We start from the raw sequence: 21,487 nt of genomic DNA on the forward strand, positions 1-21,487 counted from the left end.
TAATAACAGTAGCTACAGGATGGCCTTTTTGCTCAGGTTTAGGGGGATTATGCTGATATTGGCATCGTGGTTGATGCTGATATTTTTGATGGGGACTACACGGATCGTGTGGGCTCAATATGATGCTGCTCCAGAATCTTATTTCCTAGCTCATCAGAATGAGGTCACCGAACTAAAATTTGATGAAGATAGTACCACCTTGTTGCAAGGCAAATGGCAGTTCTATCCACGTCAGTTCATTGAGCAACCAGATCCTGAACTCGAATCAAAAGTAGTTGAACTTCCAGCTTCATTCAAGAGTCTCACCGGAACCAATGCTACTTATGGCACTTTTATTAGCCATTTTAAAATTCCCAAAAAATTTATCGGACAACGTTTAGCGATTCAGATTCCGAGTCAGTATGGTGCTTATAGCATTTATTTAAATGGGGATATCTTGCTGCGTCTTGGTAAAATCAGTAAAACCCCGACAGGGCAGGTGACTGAAAAGGCACCTAAGATCGCATCTTTTGTGCCACAGAATGAATATTTTACCTTAAGTATTCAGGTTTCCAACTATACTAATTTACATGGCGGACTAGAAAAGCCTCTGAAAATTGGCCCCTCTGCGACCATTAATCGACAGTTTATGCTGCAAATGATGAGTATCGCCGTGGTCTGTGGCACAGTGCTGGGTGTAGGACTATTTACCATTTTATTTTCCCTGTTTCGCGGATCTGTGGAGCGAAATAGCCGCAGTGTATTTATTTTTGGCTTATTTATTATTTTTTTGGCACTGCATAATCTGTTTTCTGCGCCGCATCCATACGCCATTGTGAGTAAAATCAGTTGGCTATGGGGTGCTCGTCTAGAATATCTGTTCACTTTTCTGGCGATCTTATTCTTCCTGAGCTACATGTACCTGTTTAAGCCGCGTTATATCCGACGTTCAATTTATTACGTAGGGGCGGGATTACTGATTTTTAATATCGCCGTAACCTTGTTTAGCACACCAGAAGTTTTTGAGCGTCTGGCTTTGTATAGTGTTATCTATGGTCTGGTGATACTGGGTAATTTTATTTACGGGTTTTATGTGACACTTTCTCAAGGCGATGAATATTCGTCCACTAACCTGTTTGTCATCATCTTTTTGTGTGTGACCTTTCTTAATGATTATCTGGTATTACTGAATGTAATTGAGAGTGTACATCTTTCATTTATTTCGACCAGTCTGTATGCCTTGATCATTATGTTTCAACAGTCTCGTAATTATGCCCATCAAACCTACTATACCGAGCGACTGAATAATAAATTAATGGTCTTGAACAGTTCACTGGATCAAAAAGTTCGAGAAAGAACAGCACAGCTACATGAACTGAATACCAAACTGCAGTATCAGATTAATGTTGATGCATTGACTGGCGCCTATAACCGGCGTGCCTTAAATGAAGAAATCCAGCGCCTGTTTAATCAGACCATTCAACATCCTGAACAGACCTTGTCCTTTGCAATGATCGATGTGGATTACTTTAAAAAATATAATGATTATTATGGTCACTTAAAAGGTGATGAAGTATTACAACGGCTGGTTCAGGTGATTCAGCAGGTTCTGCCTAAACAGGGATATTTAGCGCGTTACGGAGGGGAAGAATTCGCAATTCTATTACATGATATGCCGATTGCGGAAGCCCGTGAAATTCTTGAAAACGTCCTGCTTGCAGTACGTGCAGAACAGTTAGAGCATGATAACCGCGGGGATGATAAAGATTATGTTACTGTGAGCATAGGGGTTGCCTATATGGATGCTCATCATCCTTATGCGGATATTCATACACTAATGAAAACAGCAGACCAGCATCTGTATGAAGCCAAACTTGCAGGTAGAGACCAAATCAAAAGCAAGGCTGTGGCAGCCTGATCAGAACTGAGGATAGGTGCTGGAAGATAAAGCTTTGAACAGGTGCAACGCAGGTTCATCCTGCATGTGGGGAGAAATATTCTGAAAACCAAGTTTAGTATAGTAGGGCAATGCAGTTCGTGTAGTTTCAATTTCAAGACGGTCAATTTTTTTAGGCGTCATAAAATCCAGCATGTAATAAAATAACTGTGTTCCATATCCCATGCGCTGCATACCGCTACTTACATAATGCATGCGGATTTCTCCCTGATCACTCACCATCAGAAAACCGACCACTCTGTCATGTACGGTATACACCCAGCAATCATTATATAGCATTTCCACAATCAGGGTGGAATGGGTAAATGCTTCAAGCCAGGTTTGTATACGGGTTTCCTCACGTTGATGATCCATGACACAGGAGCGAATACTGTCATGAACAACGTGTACAATTTGAGGAATATCCTGAACCTTTCCTTCACGAATCATAAGGCAAATTTAACTAAACTAAATAATAACGAGTGTTTCATTTAGCAGCATCTAAAGTATGAATGAAAGTCTAGGATTGTTATATTTTTAGGGAATTTTCCGGCAAAAAAACTCTTTATACAGCGTTTCTGTGGCGCATTTGTGTGGCTTGTTTAAATTGTTAGACAGCGTGTATTGATTTTTATTCGCATTTCCATTAGAGCTAAATTCTTTAGTCAGGATAAAAAATATTTTAGAAGTATTTAAAGAAATTATCCTATAGTGGGAAATATAAAGTTTTCGAAATATTTTGAAATGACTAAAGTTGGGTATTTTTCAATCAATATGTTATGGTTTGTAAATGAACTGTAATTGAGTAGATCTGTGGTTACAGATTGAAGATAAGAAAAATGAATAAGAGGCTTAGCCTATGGTCAAAGTAATGCTTATTATCTGTAGTGTTTTGGTGATGTATGTTGCCTGGATAATCGCCTTCAAAATCTATAAAGCCCGCTATCATGGTCAGCGCTTAAAGCCTGAAGCAGTGCCGCCATCTTCCCAAGATCAAACGTCTATTTCTAACGCACAAAAGCCACATGAACTGGCTATGACGGTAGATGCTTATGAGCTAGAACTGTTCGATGATATCGCTAAAATGTTATTTAAGCAGCCCGCGATCATTACCGAGCGTACTCAGGCTGAAGGGTTACAGCAGAAATGGTTGAATCGAATGCCGTTGCAGACCAATAGTGTGATCCGAAAAATGGACTTGGGAGAGTGGTCTATTTACTGGAATTTTTATGGTCAATCCATCGAGTATTATGTGGGACGTTATGGAGTTTTCTATACGCATGTGGACCGGCATGGAGAAGAACATCGATATGAACATCGTTTCGAGTCAGACCATGCACATTGTGCCTAATAAAGTTTTGAATGAATACGGATAACTGTTCAGGTTGATGCAATCTGTTTGGTCTATAAATTTCTTAACTATTAATAGCCCTCATTCTTGTTTTTTGTCTATTGATGAAGCCAGTGCATATATTCTATAGGATCGAGATCCTCAGCCATATGTCACTGTGCAAATATCCCTGTCTGTTATTCGCAAGCAGTCAGCATGCTAAAATCTGCTTTTGTCAGGCGCACGACAATGCTGATTGACTTCCGGCAGGCCCAACTGGGTCTTTTTATCGAATTGGCATGGAAAATTCAGGCACAGCCGCAGCAGTATCTCCAGTTTGATTCGGTATCAGATTTTTATAAGGCTACCTGGCTGAATGATTTTCCGAAAGGTACGACCTGGTATACCTCTGGGCTGGATGATGGTGCAGATGAGTTTGAAGCTGTCATTTACTATCCCGGAGCCAAGCTGATCATCAGTAGTGGCGTGAAAACTCAAGTGTGGTTAAAGGTGGATGATTGACTTATGTGCCTTAATTTACCTAAACACTGCATAATGACTCTGGATCAGAAATTCAGTTTAATACTTTCGATATACAGCAAAGTTATCTGATTCTGAATTTGGCTTTATAATAAGCTTCCCCAATACAAGCGACATCCACAATTTAAAAAATAAAAAGGAAAACCACATGGCACATCAATTTACTGTAAAGGCAAACATCAATGGTGTTTCTATTGATGAATTTAAACGTCTGGTCAGTGATATCAGCATGCACGAAGCGGTCTGTCGTCGTATTCCGGCGCAGAACATGGAGATTCTGGTTTCTGAGAAACAGGGTGAAATCTATACCTTGAAACGTGCATATAATTTGGACGTGAATATTCCAGATATCGCAAAAAAACTGTTACGTGATGCTTTTCGTCTGCAACGTACCGACATCAGTAATCTGGAACATTTAACTTCTACAGTCGAGCTTGGTGCGAACCTGCCAATCGAAGCGACTTGCCAACGCGCAGTAAAAGGTGATGAACGTCAGATTGAGTTTCAACTGGACTGGACCGTAAAAGTAAAGGTGCCATTGGTCGGCGGCATGCTGGAAAAACATGCGGAAGGCGAAATCCGCAAATTTAGCCAGATTGAAATCAGTATCATTGAAGATGAAATCCGTAAAAGCCTGACTGCCTAAATGGCAAGAAGGTCAAAGAAAGAGCCCATATTTGGGCTCTTTTTTATCACAATATTTTATTGATCAGACTACCGATTTTTCAAATTTACTTCTGTAAATCAGGGCAGTGAACAGGGTCACCAGACATACAGTCCAGACATAGTACATTGCACCAATATTGCTATACAGGCTAAGCCATTGTACGAGTGGCAAGGTAATTCCGCCGGCAATGGCATAGGCCAGATTGTAAGAGAAAGAAATCCCGGTAAAGCGGATCTGTGCTGGAAACATTCTCACCATGCTGTAAGACACCATCCCGACTGTACCGGAGCTTAAACCTAACAACATATACAGCATGAACACGGTTGATGGTGCAACATGGCCTAGGCTGTTATAGAAAATGCCCGCCATAGTTGCAACTAGAAGAGAACCAAACAGAATGACACGCCCAGCACCAAAACGATCGGCCAATATACCTGCCAGTACACAGCCCACCATTTGCATCACAATCGCCGCACTTTGCATTTTGAAAGCATCGGCACGTTCAAAACCAAAAGCACCAACCAGCAGGTTTGGCATCGCCAGAATCAGCACCACTACACAGCCCGTCAAGAACCAGGTAAAAAGCATTCCAATCACGACACCGGTTTTATGCTTTGCCAGAACCTGTTTCACCGGCAATTCTTTTGCCAGTTTTTTTTTGGCCTGCATGGCTTTAAATACCGGTGTTTCTTTCAGGTAACTCCGCAGGTACAACGCTACAAAACCAAAAATACCACCGAGGATAAAGGGAATACGCCATGCCCAGTCTTTAATTTCTGCTTCAGAGAACTGTAAGGAAATAAAGAGTGACATCAAGGCTCCCAGCAGAATCCCGAGTGACAAGCCTGCGGTAAGCACACCATTGGCAATCCCGATACGGCGTTCAGGGACATGTTCAGAAACAAAGGTCCAGGCAGCAGGAATTTCACCACCAATGGCAATTCCTTGTAGCACACGCATTAACAGCAACAGAATTGGCGCTGCATAACCAATGCTTTCAAAGGTCGGCATGACCCCGATCATCAGAGTAGGGAGTGCCATTAACAGAATTGACAGGCTAAACAGTCGTTTACGTCCAATTAGATCACCAAAATGTGCCATCACTACACCGCCCAATGGACGGAAGAAATAACCCGCAGCAAAAATGCCGTAGGTATTCAACATGGCCCAGAAAGGACTGAGTGTACTAGGGAAGAATAGCTCTGAAATGAGCTTGGCATAAAACACATAGATGACAAAATCATAAAACTCGAGCGCGCCGCCCAGTGATGAAAGTCCAAGAGTGCGTTTATCTGCTTGTGACAGGCGCGGAGGTGCATCCATGCTGAAATCCTTAATCCATTACTGAGTATTTATTTGATTTTAAAAGAAACATTTTTTATTGAATAATCAATCTTTCTTTGATCAAGATAAACTAAAAGTTATAAAAAAAGATATTTATAAAATGCTTTGGAATAATAAAAGTTGAAATTGAGCAAAGAACTGAACTAAAAAATAGAGATGACTGATTTTTTAGTTCGTATTGATGTTCTTTCCTGATCAGGCTATTCGTTTAAAAAGTTTTCAGTGATACAGATTACAAAAAAATCTGCTTTGTAAGGTGCTAAAACTGCTCTATAAAGAGTAGAAGGACTGCCTTAAATAAAGAGAGATTTGACATGACTGTGTTAACCGTAGCCAGGCAAGGTGAGGCAGTTTTAGGACTCGTTGCAACTGCTGTGGCAGATTCGGAATTCGGCAGTGAGTGGCTGTATCAGCTCAATAAATCCATGATGGATACCATGCTTGACCGTCAGGGGGTAGGTATTGCTGCCCCGCAAGTGTATATTTCCAAGCGGATCATTATTGTCGCTTCACGTCCAAACCTGCGTTATCCCGAGGCACCGTATATGGAAGCAGTGACAATGCTCAATCCGGAAATTGTCCATGTTTCTGAAGCACAAGTTCTGGGTGAAGAGGGCTGCTTGAGTGTACCGGATCAAAGAGGCAAAGTTGCCCGGGCACAAGATATCCGGGTGCGTTATTACACCATGGAAGGTGTGCAGGCTGATGCTGAATTTAGTGGCTTTGCTGCACGGATTGTGCAGCATGAAATCGATCATCTGAATGGAATATTATTCACTGAGAGACTTTGAATCTAAGACTTAAGGCTTTTTAATGGCAGTGCCATAAGCAAAGACTTCCACCATTCCACCTTGCATGCCCAGTTCTGTAGTACTGAGACGAATTCCCATGATCTGAGTAGCACCGATTTTCTCGGCTTCACGCTTCAGGCGAACAACAGCTTCCCGGCGTGCACGTTCCACAATACTTTCATAGCTGACCAGACGTCCACCCAAAATGTTCTGAATATTGGCAATCACATATTTAAAATAATCATGGGAAATCACTACATTGGAGCTAATCAGCTGACCTTCAAATTCTGAAGTTGTAAAACGGTGAGTATCCAGCACAATATGAGCAAGCCGTACTTCCTGTTCCGCCAGCTCTTTTAGATGTTTTCGTTCATAATAACGACCAAAGCCAAAACCTACCGAAAACAGCAGGGCAAAAACGACAAACTGAAAAATCAGGTTATCCATAGCTTAACCTGCTGACGGGAAGGGATCTGGAAGCTTTGGAACATTCGGCTCCACTACCACCGCTGTACCATATACAAACAGTTCAGATGCACCTTGGGCGATGTTAGACGTTGAGAAACGAATGCCGACAATTGCATTGGCACCCATCTGACGAGCTTTTTCAATCATCCGGTTCATCGCTTCTTGGCGCGATTCTTCCAGAAGTTCGGTATAGGCAGTCAGCTCACCGCCAACAATATTTTTCAAACCTGCGAGCAAATCACGGCCAACGTGTTTACTACGTACCGTACTGCCATAGACCACATCGATTTGACGGCTAATAACATGTCCCGGGACGGATTCCAGATTACTGAGTAGCATAAGGGATAGAGAACCTGATTCTGTTCCTTTGAAGATAAGAAACTCCACGATAAAAAGCAATAAAAAAGCCCACCGAAGTGAGCTTTTTCAATAAGATCGAAAACCGAGACTTACTGCTGATTTGCCTGTTTACGTTCAGCTGTAGATGGCGGGTATTGAATCGTATCTGAGGTATTGGTTTTTAAACCACCACCCAGAGATTTGTACAATTCTACCTGGTTGTTCAGGTTCGCCTGTTCCAGCAATAACAAGCCTTGTTCGGCTGCATACGAAGTACGCTGTGCATCCAAGACAGTTAAATAGCTGTCGATTCCGGCACGGAAGCGGGCATTGGACAGACGATACGTCTTATTGGTTGCATCCACCAGACGACGTTGTGCAGCTAAACGGTCGCCAATGTTCTGACGCACTGCTAGTGCATCGTTGACTTCACGGAAAGCAGACTGAATCGATCTTTCATAATCTGACAATGCAATTTTTTGGTCAGTTTCTGAAATCTTCACATTGGCACGACGTGTGCCCCAGTCAAAGATTGGAATATCCAAGCTTGGGCCAAGTGACCATACAAAGGCACCTGATTTAAATAAATCGCTTAAATCTGTCGATGCATAACCTGCCGTACCCGTTAAGCTGATAGTTGGGTACAACTGTGCTTTTGCCGCACCAATGTTGGCACCCGCAGCAGACAATTGATATTCCGCAGCACGGACATCAGGACGGTTATTTAACAAGTCGCTTGGCAAGCCCGCTGTCAACGCCGTACTTTGGGTAATGCGTTTCACAGGTTGAGGAGACAATAAGTTTGCAGGAACAGGCTGACCCACCAACAGGTTGAGTAAGTTCTGTGCTTGTGCAAGTTGAGTCTTGTAGTTCGCAACGTCATTACGTGCGGTTTCAACCGAAATTTGCGCTTGACGTACAGGGACTTCGCTGTCGATGCCCACATCAAAACGTTTTTTGTTCAGATTGTATGATTCAAGCTGTGCTTTTAAGGTTTGGTCTGCCAGTTTTAAGTTAGCATTGGCAAACGAATAGCTCAGCCATGCTTGCGCAACCTGACCAATCAACGAAATTTGTGTTGCATCACGTGCACTTTGAGTCGCCAAATAGCTGTCTAAAGCATTGTCTTTTAAGCTACGAACACGACCCCAAAAGTCTAACTCATACGCAGTTACGCCAAGGCCAACATTATAGGTTGTCATAGGTTTGCTGCTGCTGAGAGTATCTTGGCGAAGCACACTACCACTTGCACCAATGGTTGGCAGTTGGTTGTTTTCGCTAATTTGATACGCTTGCTGAGCACGTTGAATATTCAAAGTCGCCGTACGGAGGTCACGGTTATTGGCTAGCGCTAACTCGATGACTTGGACTAAACGCTGATCAGCAAAAAAGTCTTTATAGCCTTGTTCTGCAACAGATGGACCTGTCGTTGAACCAATATATCCTGTTGGGATATCCGCTTGAGCGATGGGTTCTGGACCACGCATGCTTTGACATGCAGTCAAAGCAAGCGCAAGTGCAGATACCGCAATGCTACGACCTGAAATAGACCATACTTTTTGCATCACGATGTTTGCTCCTGATTATTTTGTTTCTTAGGTTTGTATTTGAAAATACTACGAATCCAAACAAAGAATACTGGAATGAAGAAAATACCCAACAGTGTAGAACTAATTACACCACCAAGGACACCAAAGCCTACCGAGTGTTGGCTACCTGCACCAGCACCTGTTGAAAGGGCAAGCGGAAGTACACCAAAACCGAATGCAAGGGTGGTCATGATAATTGGGCGTAAACGCATTTTTGCAGCATGAAGGGTTGCATCAAACAAGTCTTCGCCTTGTTCTTGCAACTCTTTTGCAAACTCTACGATCAAGATCGCATTTTTCGCAGAAAGACCAATCACGGCAACAATCGCAACTTGGAAGTAGATGTTAAACGATAAGTTTGGATCGCCCTTAATGATCATACCTAACCATGTCAATGCAAATGCACCAAGAATACCGAGTGGTACAACCAGCAAGACTGAAACAGGGATAGACCAGCTTTCATACAATGCGGCAAGACATAAGAAGACGATGAGCATCGAAAGAACAAGGAGCGGACCTGTTTGATTGCCCGAATCACGTTCTTCTAAAGATAAACCTGTCCATTCATAGTCGAAACCTTGTAAGCCCATAGACGGTAACTTGCCAATAATTTCTTCCATCGCGAGCATCGCATCACCCGAACTTACGCCTGGTGCTGGAGTACCTTGGATGTTTACAGAAGATACACCGTTATAACGCTCTAGACGTGGTGAACCATACGTCCATTCGCCTGTTGCAAACGCTGAGAAAGGAACCATCGTGCCAGCGCTATTACGCACATACCACTTGTTCAAGTCTTCAGGCATCATACGCGTATTCGCTTCACCTTGGACATATACCTTTTTCACACGACCACGGTCAACGAAGTCATTGATATAAGTACCACCCCAAGCCATGCTCATGGTTGTATTGATATCCGCAATACTCACACCCATTGCACCCGCTTGCGCTTGATCAATGTTGATTTGGTATTGAGGCGTATCTTCTTGACCATTAGGACGGACGCCTGCAAGACGTTTGTCTTGTGCTGCCATACCTAAAATCGCATTACGTGCAGCAATCAGTTTTTCATGACCTTGACCACTCGCATCTTTTAATTGGATGTCAAAACCAGCAGATACACCTAATTCAGGCATTGCAGGTAACTGTAATGGCATGATGTAAGATGCGTCTTTCACAATCATATTCAATGCCATACCACGTTGGATGATGGCACCAATTTGTGATTCTGGTGTCGTACGCTCACTCCAGTCTTTTAATTTAATAAAGGCAAGACCCGCGTTTTGACCCACCCCTGTGAATGAGAAACCAGCAACTGTAAAGATTGACTCTACATTTTCTTTTTCCTTATTCAAGAAATAGCCTGTCATGGTATCGATGACTTTGTCGGTTCGTTCCAAGCTCGCGCTCGGTGGTAACTGAACCAGTGTCATCACCACACCTTGGTCTTCTTCTGGTAAGAATGAAGATGGCAAAACTTTATAAATGCCAACCAAAGCGGCAATCACAACAATATAAAGTACCCCAGAGAATAACTTGTGGTGGGTCATACGATTGACACCGCCTTGGTATTTCTCCGAAAGTCTTTCAAAGCTACGGTTAAACCAACGGAAGAAACGCGCGAAAATATTGTTGCTTTCCTGCTTGTTTGGATCGTGCTGTTTTAACAAGGTTGCACATAGGGCAGGGGTAAAGGTAAGTGCTACGATCAATGACAAGATCATTGCGGTAACAAGCGTAATCGAGAACTGACGGTAAATAACACCTGTTGTCCCCGCAAAGAATGCCATCGGTACGAATACTGCGGTTAACACGCTCGTAATACCGACCAAGGCACCAGAAATCTGTTTCATGGACTTTTCAGTTGCCGCTACAGGGTCAAGATGTTCTTCGACCATGACACGTTCTACGTTTTCCACCACGACAATTGCGTCATCGACCAATAAACCAATCGCTAAGACCATCGCAAACATGGTGAGCGTGTTGATTGAGAAACCGAAGATGTTAATGACAGCAAATGTGCCCAATACAACCACTGGAACAGCCAATGTTGGAATAATTGTGGCACGCCAATTCTGTAAGAACAGGAACATCACAATAAAGACCAAAATGATCGCTTCAATTAAGGTTTTAACAACACTCTTAATCGAAAGTTCAATAAACGGTGTGGTGTCATAAGCCAGTTGATCTTTTAAACCATTTGGGTAGTTTTTACGAAGTTCACTGAGGCGCTTTTCTACAGCCGCTGCTGTATCTAGTGCATTTGCACCAGTTGCCAGTTTAATCGCAACACCGCCAGCAGCCTTACCATTAAATTTAGAGTCGAACTGATAGTTATCTGACCCGAGTTCAACACGCGCAACATCACTCAAACGGACTTGAGCACCAGAAGATGTATTTTTTAGAAATATATTCTTAAATTGTTCAGGTGTTTGCAACATACTTTGCGCATTGACAGTCGCATTCAGCACTTGACCTTGTACAGAAGGTGCACCGCCTAACTGACCTACAGCCACTTGAGCGTTTTGAGCACGAATTGCAGCAGCAATGTCACTTGGTGTCACTTGCAAACTGTTCATTTTCGCTGGATCTAGCCAAATACGCATCGCATATTGACCACCAAAGACTTGAAGTTCACCAACACCTGCAACACGGCTCAGCGGTTCAGAGATGTTTGAGTTTACATAGTCATTAATGTCCGCCCCAGAAAGACTTCCATCTGGAGAGTAAAATGCAAGTACTTGCATAAAACTTGCGCCAGACTTGGTGACTTTTACACCTTGACGTTGTACATCTTCAGGTAAAAGTGCCGTTGCCGATTGTAGTTTGTTCTGTACTTGAACTTGAGCAATATCAGGATCGATGCCTTGTTCAAAGTTTAAGTTAATAGATGCTTGACCGTTACCCGCACTGTTAGATGAGATATAACGCAGACCATCCAGACCATTCATTTGCTGCTCGATGATCTGAGTTACAGTATTTTCGACCGTTTCAGCAGATGCACCTGGATAAGTCGCAGAAATCGTAACTGTAGGCGGTGCAATGGTTGGATACTGGGCAATCGGCATTTTGGTCAGGGTCAAAATACCTGCCAGCATGATGACCAGTGCAATCACCCAGGCAAAGATAGGACGATGAATAAAAAATTGAGCCATAAACCTTACTCCTTATGCTTTGGCAGCAGGTTTTTGTTCAGATTGTTCTTTTGCATCATCCGCTTTTTGCGCTGCACCAGGTTGTTGGGCAGTGGGTTGTGCAGCACCCTGTGGTGCAGCAGCTTGAGGCTGGTAAGGTTTAGCCACGACCTGTTGTTCCGGTTTTACTTTCGCAATACCATCTACAATCACTTTATCACCCGGCTTCAAACCTTCAGTCACGATCCAGTTTTGGCCTTGTGTACCCGCAGTAGTGACTGGGCGTGGGATTACCTTATTATCAGCACCCACTAACATCGCCATAGCTTGACCGGTAGGCGTACGTGTTAATGCTGCCTGAGGAATCAGGTAAGCATTTGGTACTTCACCCTGAACGATTTGCGCAGTAGCAAACATACCTGGTAGCAACAGGTGATTCTTGTTCGGGAATACTGCACGCAGTGTCACTGTACCAGTTTCTGGATTCACGCTGGCATCAGAGAATGCTAAACGGCCTTCAACCGGATAGATGCTGCCATCTTCCAGTTTTAACTTCACACGTGTGTTATTAGAGCTGTTCAGGTCACCTTTACTCAACTGCTGACGCAGACGCAGCAATTCCGCGCTTGACTGATTAATATCTACATAGATTGGATCCAGACGCTGAATGGTTACCAGCGGCTCTGGCTGGTTTGCAGTTACCAGCGCACCTGCAGTGATTGAAGAACGGTTAGTCTGACCAGAAATTGGCGCACGTACAGTTGAATAGCCTAAGTTAATTTGAGCATTACGCAATGTTGCACGGTTCGCATTCAAATCAGCTTCAGCCAGTTTAACCTGCGCTACAATGTCATCATATTCCTGCTTGGAAATCGCGTTAGTACCAACCAGTTGACGGTAACGACCTTCTTTAACACGTAACACGCCCAGATTTGCCTCAGCACGTGCAATTGCTGCACGAGCATTGTCCACTGTGGCACGGTTAGTACTAGAGTCGATTTCATACAGCGCCTGACCTTCACGGACATAGCTGCCTTCGCTGAATAAGCGTTTTAGCACGACACCAGTCGCCTGTGGACGTACTTCTGAAATCTCAAATGCTGTTGTGCGACCTGAGAGTTCAACAGACTGCTCAACGCTTTGTGGCTGTGCAACCAGCACACCAACTTCAGTCGGTGGCATTTGCTGTTGAGCACCAGCTTGCTGGCCCTCTTTAGGATCTTTGCTACAGCCAACAAGCGCGATACTTGTTGCTAATGCGCAAACAGTCAGGGCAGGTGCCCAAAGCTTTGCAGACATCATTGTTCCACCTCGATTAGATTTTTATCTAAATTTTTTATTTGTAACTTATTGTATTTAAAAAATTAAATACAATGACAAGATCCAAATAAAACTTATACTCCGGTCGGCGATTACTTCTGGAGGAAACTATATTCACCAAAGGTTTTTTAAAATTCTTATGCCCATCACACCATCAGTTTATGAGGAAGATATTGCTGGCTGATGTAAATCACCAAACGTCATAACTGGAATGGGCAATCTGTATTGTTCAATTTATGAAACATCCAGAAGGCCATACTGAGGCAATCAGAATTTTAAGTCGCCATTTGAGAATAAATCCTCCAAGAATTCCGATACATATAAAATTAAGTTTGCATACTTTTTATACCAAACTGGGGCAATACACCAGCAGATGGTTAAAAGTAATACAAATGGCATGCCATATAGGCACCTTATGGCTGCGGTCATTTAATACAGACAGATCTCTGTGCAGTACTTTATTTATTCAGCAATCAGCAAATCAAACTTGCTATAAACTGAATCAAGATGAACGAACACACTGAAAATCAAATAAAAAAACCGATAAAAAGCAACAAGTAGGGCATGCCAGATATCCTTGTTCTTTCTAACCGACATGATACCGGTTAACCGTCTGTCCTGAAGTGTACTTGTCAGTACACTTTTTTTCAAGTGTGCGTAATTTATACAAAATCCATATTTTTATTAGGTAATTCTGTTGATAAATCAACAAGAATTGTCTCAGTTTCAACCTTTGCTGGTTGTATGATTTTCGTCAATATCAACATCTTGCTTTGGTGGCCAGAAGAAATCGCTCGGTCGAGTCAGGAAATGGGTCATGACTAGTTTCGCCAGTGGTTTCCATTGTTCGAAACGCACCCGACGCGCACGTAATGCCACAATAATGGTCAGACTAAAACTGACAAACAGGTTAGTCAGACCAATCAGTAGAACACCTAGAAACGAAACCACCACCAGGCCGATATCAGGCCCATTAATATTTATTAGTCCTTGAATAAAGTTGGCCGAAGCAAAAGCAATATGACGAATATCCAGCGGCATACCGAGAATAAAACCAATGGTGCCCATACTGCCGAGCATGATCCCGAAAATAAAGTTACCTCCCAAGGCTCCCAAATTACGTTCCATATATTCGGAAAATTTGTTTAAGCGCTCTTGTCCCATCAGGTTAGCCAGACGGGCATGCGCTTTCAGGCGTGGTCCGACCTTACGATATACCGCCATATTGTCAAAATAACCTGCGAGCAGGCCAGACAGGAACAGGCAAACCCCGGCAATCGCAGCATGTGGAATCGCAAGTGAAGTAAACGGATTCAGGTCATGTAAGGTCTTGGCCGCTTTGGCATGCGTCATTAATGGCTCATGTAGGGCAAACTCCCACATCAGGGCAATCAGTGCTGCAACCGGGATTGCGATTGAAATGTTCCCAAGAATCGCGACAAACTGGGTCCGGATAATATTCACAATCAGTGCAGCCAGTTCAGCGATCTGGGCGGTTTTTGAACCCTTACGCTGTTGTACGGTAGAAGCCAGTGCAGCTGCGGTCATCGCGGGCTGTTTGGTCGCTACAGTAAAATGCAGCACATGGATGAGCATAAAGCCCAATGAGTAATTCATGCTGTAGCTAAAGGCTTGCATGAGCGGTGCCATGGTGACACGTGCCATGAGTATCTTCAGGGTAGCCATAGTGGCAATAATGACCCCGGCACCCGCTGCGGCCTTATACATGGCCAGGAAGCCCTGCTTGTCGGTACTTACATAATGCTCTCCAGTTTTGGAAGCATTCTCAGTCACCTGTAAAGCCAGTAATTCGCTGTTGGTCGCCAGCAGGGAGCGGACACTACGTTCACTATAAAGTGCTTCAGTAATATCTACCAGAAAATACCCCATAGACTGATAACGCAACTGGTCATCATCCATGATCATATTCAGCAGAATTTCAATCCGTTCCAGACATTGTTCCAATAGCGCCAGCATGTAGGTCAAACTGACACTTACACCAATGCGTTTGGTGGAGCGGCGAATTTTCGCGACGACATCATGACATTGCTCAAGCATCACCATTGCCTGAGAAGCGTCTGGTGGCAGGATTGAATCCACCAGTTCTACATTATTAAAGCGCTTTTTATATTCCTGAATAAATTCATTGATCTCACGGTTCTGAATCAGAAAAGGCGATTCATATTCCATCAGTTCAGGCTGGGCATTGATAAATTCAGGATGCAGGGCAATACCACTGACGCGATATGACAGGATAGTCAGTGCCTTGATCAGTTCATCTTTAATCCGGGTTTTTTCAGGCTGATTAGAATGACCCTGATTCATCACACTAAACAGTCGCAGCCAGTCTTCATCGGCCAGATAGTCGAGCCAGTAGCGGTCACTGCGCTCATGAAATACCCGACGCATCAGTTCCTGCAGGCTTTTATCATCCGGAATCATGGGCAGAATATGTGCACCAATACGCTGATTGAGCTGATTCCAGAAACCGTCCAGGGATAAAATACCTGTATCAGAAAACAGGCTGGTCTGTTTGTAGCGGTTAATCACGCGCAGCACAAAGGTCTGCAGGGTAGAAACCGCATTGGGGGTGATCAGTAAAGACTGTAAAAATGCCTGAAATTTTTCTTCGATTTCTTCGGTATTCTTACTGTCTATTGGCCGTATACGATTCACGAGTTCAATTAACAGGTTTTCATCCAGCTTCGCTTGAGGCTGCTCAAGCTGTTGCTGCATGCTTTGGAAAATATCGAGAAACTTAATATGCATAGGCGAGGTGGGTATCTATTGAATGCGATGAAGCGCAAGTTTGGCCAGGTTAATCAGCGCCTGACGGTATTCAGAATCCGGCAGTAGATCCAGTGCAGCGATCGCAGCTTCGGTTTCTTCAGTCGCACGCTGACGGCAGTAATCCAGAGCACCGGATGCATTGACAATATGAATCACCTGTTCAAGGTGGTCAGTACCGCCCGTTGCAATGCTCTTACGCACAATCTCGAAGTCATCCCCAGAGGTATTCTTCAGTGCCGCAATCAATGGCAAGGTCGGTTTACCTTCCATCAGGTCATCCCCGATATTCTTGCCCAGTGTTTCTGCATCTGAGGTGTAATCCAGAATATCGTCAATGATCTGGAATGCATTTCCAAAGTGACCGGCAAAAGTTCGTAGCGGGGCACGGAACTCTTCTTTACCAGTCAGGATGGCAGCACCTTCAGTCGCCAGTTCAAATAGGCGAGAAGTTTTACCATGAATAATATTTAAATACGTTTCTTCAGTTGTTTCAGGCTGATGTTGCGATTGCAACTGCAATACTTCACCCTCGGCAATTTCACAGGTACCAGTTGAGAAGTCCTTGAGTAAGACCATATTGTTCAGATCAACCAGCAGGTCAAAGGCACGTGAGATCAGGAAGTCACCGACCAATACGGCAGTCTGGTTATTCCAGGTCGCATTCGCAGTTGGACGGCCACGGCGCAGGCCAGACTCATCCACGACGTCATCATGTACCAGCGTTGCAGTATGTAGCATTTCAATGATCGCCGCGAGTTTACGATGCTGATCCAGATCATCTGCGCCACAGGCTTTGGCTGCCAGTAAACACATAATCGGGCGCATACGCTTGCCACCGGCTTCAACCACATGTTTGCTCACTGCCATGACTAAGGCAACTTTTGAAGTAATCCCCTCATTAATGAATGTGTCCATCGCAGCAAAGTCATGTGCCACAGGAGCGAGAATATCTTGCTTAAAGTCGATGGTCATGTGAAAGGAAACCTCTAGTTTGGTAAATCTCAAGTCGGTAGTTTAACAATTTATAACATCCATGAAACATAAGAAACGTACAAACTCCACTAAAAATCAGTTTTTTATGATGAATATAATCCATCCAGCCTGATTCTGGTGGCTGACTGTACTCTATCGATTTACCTTTACGGATCATGTGATCCGAAATTTGTGGCTCAGTATACTACTCAAAAATAACCGTCCGGCTCTGTTGATTTTTGTAGCAAAAAATTGCATGAGTGTCTGATTTTACTAAAATTAGTATAATCTCAAAGAGATGGATAAATGCGTTCATCAATATTTCTATAAAATGGCTTGTTGTTTATACGAATATCCCTTAAAATCTTTGCCCTTGTATAACCCCCAGTGGCGTACGTTTTAAGACCGGTATATCCCTTTATCGGCACGACGACACGGGCATATTTGGAGTACATTATGTACGCAGTAATCCAAAGCGGTGGTAAACAGCACCGTGTAGTTGAGGGCGAAACCCTTAAAGTTGAATTATTGAAAGCTGAAACTGGCGCAACTGTTACTTTTGATGACGTGTTGATGCTTGTAAACGGTGAAAGCATTCAAATCGGTGCTCCAGTGGTAGCTGGCGCTAAAGTAACTGCAGAAGTAGTTAGCCATGGTCGTCACGACAAAATCCGCATCATCAAAATGCGTCGTCGTAAGCACTACCGTAAACAACAAGGTCACCGTCAATGGTTTACCGAGTTGAAAATTACTAGCATTTCAGGCTAATTACTAGGAGTAATGAGACATGGCAACTAAAAAAGCCGGTGGTTCGACTAAGAACGGTCGTGATTCGAATCCTAAGATGTTAGGTGTTAAAGTTTACGGTGGTCAAACTGTAACTGCAGGTAACATCATCGTTCGTCAACGTGGTACTGAATTCCACGCTGGTGTTAACGTAGGTATGGGCCGTGACCATACTTTATTTGCTACTGCTGATGGCGTAGTAAAATTCGAAGTGAAAGGCCAGTTCGGTCGTCGCTACGTATCTGTTGAAGCATAATCTGCGACAATAGAAAAAACCCACAGATTCTGTGGGTTTTTTTATGCTTGAAGATTGACGAGTTAGTCTGAAACATATGGCTGAAGAATAAACGTTCATCTTCATCATGATGAACAAAAGCAGGGATTTTGCATTAATAACAATACAAAACTTCTTATTTTCTATCATCTTAGTTTTTGAAATTCGTTTAAGATGAGCCATTAGATACATAGCGATATGCAAATACAAAAAGGTGAGATTATGAATATGCTTCGTAAAACTGTATGTGCCATAACAATCGGTGCGGCAACACTGGCTCCTGTCATGAGCACGACTGTATTTGCCGCAACTGCAGCGACGGAGCAGCAAGCCACTGCCAATCTGGTGAAGCAGCTCAGTAATATCCGTAGCTTAACGGCAAACTTTGAGCAAACCACCAAGATTACCAATCCGAAAGCAACTCAGAAAAAGGGTTTGAGCGCCCAGCACATGAACCAGACCTTTCGTGGTGTGATGAAAGTGCAGCGTCCGGGTAAATTCTATTGGGAAACTACGGCACCTTCGAAACAGACAATTGCTACCACAGGAAAAACTGTCTGGATCTATGACCCAGACTTGCAGCAAGCCGTTCGTCAGAGCCTGGATGAACAAGTCTCCAATACACCAGCATTATTGCTCTCTGGAAATACCAACCAGATCATGCAGTCTTATCGTGTGACACAGCCAAATAAAGGCAAGACCTATTATAAGCTGTATCCAAAGGCAAGTGATGGTGTATTTGAAAGCCTGACGATTAGCTTTGGCGCTAACAAGGCACCGAGTCTGATGATTCTGGAAGATTCATTGGGTCAAACCACTTATATCAACTTTAGCAATGTGAAAGTGAATGCCAGCATTCCGGCATCTACCTTTAATTTCACACCGCCTAAAGGAACGGACATTATTGATCAATAAGCATCAATGTCAGCAAAATAAAAAAAGCAACCTTCGGGTTGCTTTTTATTTGCCAATAATAGAAATGGATTTGGAGATATTACAAGGTTTGTCTATATCTAGAGATTCAGGCGTTTTAGAATAAACAAAAGTCAAGTCAATTAAATTATGAAATTTCAGGTGCTTAGGATGAAAATGACTTCATTTAAAACCGGCTGGATCAGCTGTATTTTATGTTTAAATGTGGGGTTGTTTGCCTGTCAGCCTCAAACGTCTTCAGTCAATGCATCTGCGCAAACAGAAGAAGCAGGGCAAATACAATCCAAAACCATTCCAGTGAAAGGTGTTAATCAGGTCGTGTGCGAAGTAGAGAGTTGTGTGCGCTTTGATCTGCAAACTGTAGATACCAATATGGCTTGGATTGACCAGTATTTTCTAGAGCGTATCCAGCGTACCGAACCAGTTGCCTTTAGGAAAGTAAGCAGTGATAAAATCAAAGCAAAGGATCAGCCGAAATTTATTGAGCAGCGTTCCATTCAGGCCAGTTACCTGAATCAGCATGGTCACCTGGCGACTTTTATATTCAAAACTGCTCATCAGCCTAGACGTGCAGCACAGCCACAATCTCATACTGAATACGTCAATCTGGACCTAAAGCAAAAGAAGCGTCTGGCTCTTTATCAAATTATGCTGGGCAATACTGAAGAAAAGTTAAAACAAAGCTTGTATCAAGAAAACAAAGACTGGTTGGATCGTGCCCAAGTAACATCAAAGCAATTGGAATTAAGTGATAATTATTATTTTGACAGTCAAGGCTTGGTACTGATTTATCCAGCAGGTGAGTTGAGCAAGTCTACAAGTGTGATGGTAGAATTAAAAGTACCTTATACGGCATTAAACGGGATCATCCGACCTGAATATTTATCCATTTTGCCAAAAACAACCCCTTAAATATTGTGCTAATAAGGCGCAGCCATTCACCAGGTCACTGTATTTTTTGCCGTTAAGAGCTTACACTATAGCCAGTTTTTTTCTTATCTAAAGATTGGCTATGATCGACCCGAAATTACTCAGAAATAATATTGAGGCTGTAAATTTAGCCTTGGCAAAACGTGGTGTTCAACTGAATGTCGAGGAGTGGGCATCACTTGAAGCTCGCCGTAAAGAAATTCAGTCCAAAACTGAATCGCTACAAGCTGAGCGTAATGCGGGTGCGAAACAAGTTGGCCAAATCAAAAAAGCCGGTGGCGATGCGTCTGAAATCATGGCACGCATGTCTGCAATTGGCGATGAAATTAAAGCAGCAGAAGCAGCACTGGCTGAATTGCAAGCTGAACTGGAAGAAAAATCCCTGTCTATTCCAAACTTGCCAGATGAATCTGTTCCTGAAGGTAAAGATGAGTCTGACAACGTGGAAATCCTGAAATGGGGTACACCACGCGAATTTGATTTTGAAATCAAAGACCATACTGACCTGGGTGAAATGATGGGCGGTCTGGAATTTGAAACAGCAACTAAATTGACTGGTTCACGCTTCAGCGTTCTTAAAGGTCCTTTAGCGCGTCTACAACGCGCGTTGACTCAATTCATGCTGGATACGCACACCACCCAAAATGGTTATACCGAAGCCTATGTACCGTATTTAGTAAATGCTGATTCGCTACGTGGCACAGGTCAGTTACCCAAATTCGAAGAAGACCTGTTTAAGCTGCAAGGCGAAAAAGAATTTTATCTGATTCCAACAGCTGAAGTGCCAGTAACCAACTTCGTACGCGATGAAATTATTGATGCCGACCGTCTGCCATTGAAATATGCTGCACATACACCATGTTTCCGTAGTGAAGCAGGTTCTTATGGTCGTGATACCCGTGGCCTGATCCGTCAGCACCAGTTTGATAAAGTTGAAATGGTTCAGATCGTAAAACCTGAAGATTCTATGCAGGCACTGGAAGACTTAACTGGTCATGCGGAAGGTATCCTACAAGCTTTAGGTCTTCCATATCGTAAGATCATTCTGTGTGGTGGTGACATGGGCTTTGGTGCAACCAAGACTTATGACTTAGAAGTTTGGGTACCAAGCCAAAATACTTACCGTGAAATTTCATCTTGTTCAAACATGGGTGATTTCCAGGCGCGTCGTATGAAAGCACGTTACCGTGCTGATCAGAAGAAAACTGAATTTGTGCATACCTTGAATGGTTCAGGTCTGGCCGTGGGTCGTACTTTACTTGCAGTAATGGAAAACTATCAACTTGCCGATGGCTCCATTGAGATTCCTGAAGTATTACGTCCATATATGTGTGGTGCGACTTATATCGACTAATTGTCGATCTC

The 21,487-nt window shown here is 43.3% G+C and carries 19 protein-coding genes; 10 read left to right on the top strand and 9 right to left on the bottom strand.

Going from position 1 to position 21,487, the window contains the following annotated elements:
* The first annotated feature begins 49 nt into the window (after positions 1-49).
* Complete coding sequence (locus ACTJIX_RS02975) at positions 50-1,897, top strand: sensor domain-containing diguanylate cyclase (protein ID WP_440611153.1); 1,848 nt, start codon at positions 50-52, stop codon at positions 1,895-1,897.
* Here ACTJIX_RS02975 and ACTJIX_RS02980 read toward each other — a convergent pair whose 3' ends face one another.
* On the bottom strand, positions 1,898-2,365 hold the full coding sequence (locus tag ACTJIX_RS02980; protein ID WP_005222973.1) for a GNAT family N-acetyltransferase: 468 nt from the start codon (positions 2,363-2,365) through the stop codon (positions 1,898-1,900).
* Positions 2,366-2,774: 409 nt separating this feature from the next.
* On the opposite strand from ACTJIX_RS02980, the gene ACTJIX_RS02985 reads away from it, so the two are divergent.
* The 3 genes from ACTJIX_RS02985 (at position 2,775) to ACTJIX_RS02995 (ending at position 4,431) form a co-directional block, all read left to right on the top strand.
* The gene (locus ACTJIX_RS02985; protein ID WP_108675412.1) at positions 2,775-3,266 is read left to right on the top strand and encodes a hypothetical protein; all 492 of its coding nucleotides are present in this window, start codon (positions 2,775-2,777) and stop codon (positions 3,264-3,266) included.
* Positions 3,267-3,494: 228 nt separating this feature from the next.
* Positions 3,495-3,767 (top strand): hypothetical protein, encoded by a 273-nt coding sequence (locus ACTJIX_RS02990; protein ID WP_108619379.1) that lies wholly within the window; start codon positions 3,495-3,497, stop codon positions 3,765-3,767.
* A gap of 166 nt (positions 3,768-3,933) precedes the next feature.
* Positions 3,934-4,431 (top strand): DUF2505 family protein, encoded by a 498-nt coding sequence (locus ACTJIX_RS02995; protein ID WP_004814839.1) that lies wholly within the window; start codon positions 3,934-3,936, stop codon positions 4,429-4,431.
* Between the two features lie 63 nt (positions 4,432-4,494).
* Here the strand turns inward: ACTJIX_RS02995 and ACTJIX_RS03000 are convergent, their stop codons facing one another.
* A complete protein-coding gene (locus ACTJIX_RS03000; protein WP_440611154.1) occupies positions 4,495-5,775 on the bottom strand; it encodes an MFS transporter in 1,281 nt (426 codons plus the stop codon).
* A 335-nt stretch (positions 5,776-6,110) separates the two neighbouring features.
* On the opposite strand from ACTJIX_RS03000, the gene def reads away from it, so the two are divergent.
* Positions 6,111-6,587, top strand: a complete 477-nt coding sequence (gene def, locus ACTJIX_RS03005; protein WP_184103713.1) for a peptide deformylase — start codon at positions 6,111-6,113, stop codon at positions 6,585-6,587.
* Positions 6,588-6,596: 9 nt separating this feature from the next.
* On the opposite strand, the gene ACTJIX_RS03010 is transcribed toward def, so the two are convergent.
* From ACTJIX_RS03010 to sdsA, 7 genes are all read right to left on the bottom strand, one after another.
* Positions 6,597-7,034, bottom strand: a complete 438-nt coding sequence (locus ACTJIX_RS03010; protein WP_440611155.1) for a YbjQ family protein — start codon at positions 7,032-7,034, stop codon at positions 6,597-6,599.
* 3 nt (positions 7,035-7,037) lie between these two features.
* A complete protein-coding gene (locus ACTJIX_RS03015; protein WP_048882385.1) occupies positions 7,038-7,394 on the bottom strand; it encodes a YbjQ family protein in 357 nt (118 codons plus the stop codon).
* Positions 7,395-7,504: 110 nt separating this feature from the next.
* A complete protein-coding gene (gene adeK, locus ACTJIX_RS03020) occupies positions 7,505-8,959 on the bottom strand; it encodes a multidrug efflux RND transporter AdeIJK outer membrane channel subunit AdeK (RefSeq protein WP_184103721.1) in 1,455 nt (484 codons plus the stop codon).
* A complete protein-coding gene (gene adeJ / locus ACTJIX_RS03025; protein ID WP_184103710.1) occupies positions 8,959-12,138 on the bottom strand; it encodes a multidrug efflux RND transporter permease subunit AdeJ in 3,180 nt (1,059 codons plus the stop codon). Before adeJ ends, adeK begins: the two co-directional genes overlap by 1 nt.
* Before the next feature lie 12 nt (positions 12,139-12,150).
* Entirely contained in the window at positions 12,151-13,419 is a 1,269-nt protein-coding gene (locus ACTJIX_RS03030; protein WP_368781097.1) for an efflux RND transporter periplasmic adaptor subunit, read from the bottom strand.
* 744 nt (positions 13,420-14,163) lie between these two features.
* A complete protein-coding gene (locus ACTJIX_RS03035) occupies positions 14,164-16,206 on the bottom strand; it encodes a site-specific recombinase (RefSeq protein ID WP_440611156.1) in 2,043 nt (680 codons plus the stop codon).
* Positions 16,207-16,221: 15 nt separating this feature from the next.
* A complete protein-coding gene (gene sdsA, locus ACTJIX_RS03040) occupies positions 16,222-17,199 on the bottom strand; it encodes an All-trans-nonaprenyl-diphosphate synthase (protein ID WP_004814857.1) in 978 nt (325 codons plus the stop codon).
* A 456-nt stretch (positions 17,200-17,655) separates the two neighbouring features.
* Between sdsA and rplU the strand changes: the two genes are divergently transcribed.
* The 5 genes from rplU (at position 17,656) to serS (ending at position 21,476) form a co-directional block, all read left to right on the top strand.
* A complete protein-coding gene (gene rplU, locus ACTJIX_RS03045) occupies positions 17,656-17,967 on the top strand; it encodes a 50S ribosomal protein L21 (RefSeq protein WP_004814860.1) in 312 nt (103 codons plus the stop codon).
* Positions 17,968-17,986: 19 nt separating this feature from the next.
* Positions 17,987-18,241: a 50S ribosomal protein L27 gene (gene rpmA / locus ACTJIX_RS03050; RefSeq protein ID WP_004814861.1), complete on the top strand. Its 255-nt coding sequence runs from the start codon at positions 17,987-17,989 to the stop codon at positions 18,239-18,241.
* 240 nt (positions 18,242-18,481) lie between these two features.
* On the top strand, positions 18,482-19,174 hold the full coding sequence (lolA, locus tag ACTJIX_RS03055) for an outer membrane lipoprotein chaperone LolA (protein ID WP_005222953.1): 693 nt from the start codon (positions 18,482-18,484) through the stop codon (positions 19,172-19,174).
* A gap of 168 nt (positions 19,175-19,342) precedes the next feature.
* Positions 19,343-20,104 carry a DUF3298 domain-containing protein gene (locus tag ACTJIX_RS03060; RefSeq protein ID WP_440611157.1) on the top strand — a complete coding sequence of 254 codons (762 nt, stop codon included), beginning with the start codon at positions 19,343-19,345 and terminating at the stop codon, positions 20,102-20,104.
* A gap of 100 nt (positions 20,105-20,204) precedes the next feature.
* Entirely contained in the window at positions 20,205-21,476 is a 1,272-nt protein-coding gene (serS, locus tag ACTJIX_RS03065) for a serine--tRNA ligase (RefSeq protein WP_004814869.1), read from the top strand.
* The last annotated feature ends 11 nt before the right edge of the window (positions 21,477-21,487 follow it).

The organism is Acinetobacter sp. 22323 (assembly GCF_052044895.1).
Taxonomy (GTDB): Bacteria; Pseudomonadota; Gammaproteobacteria; order Pseudomonadales; family Moraxellaceae; genus Acinetobacter; species Acinetobacter schindleri.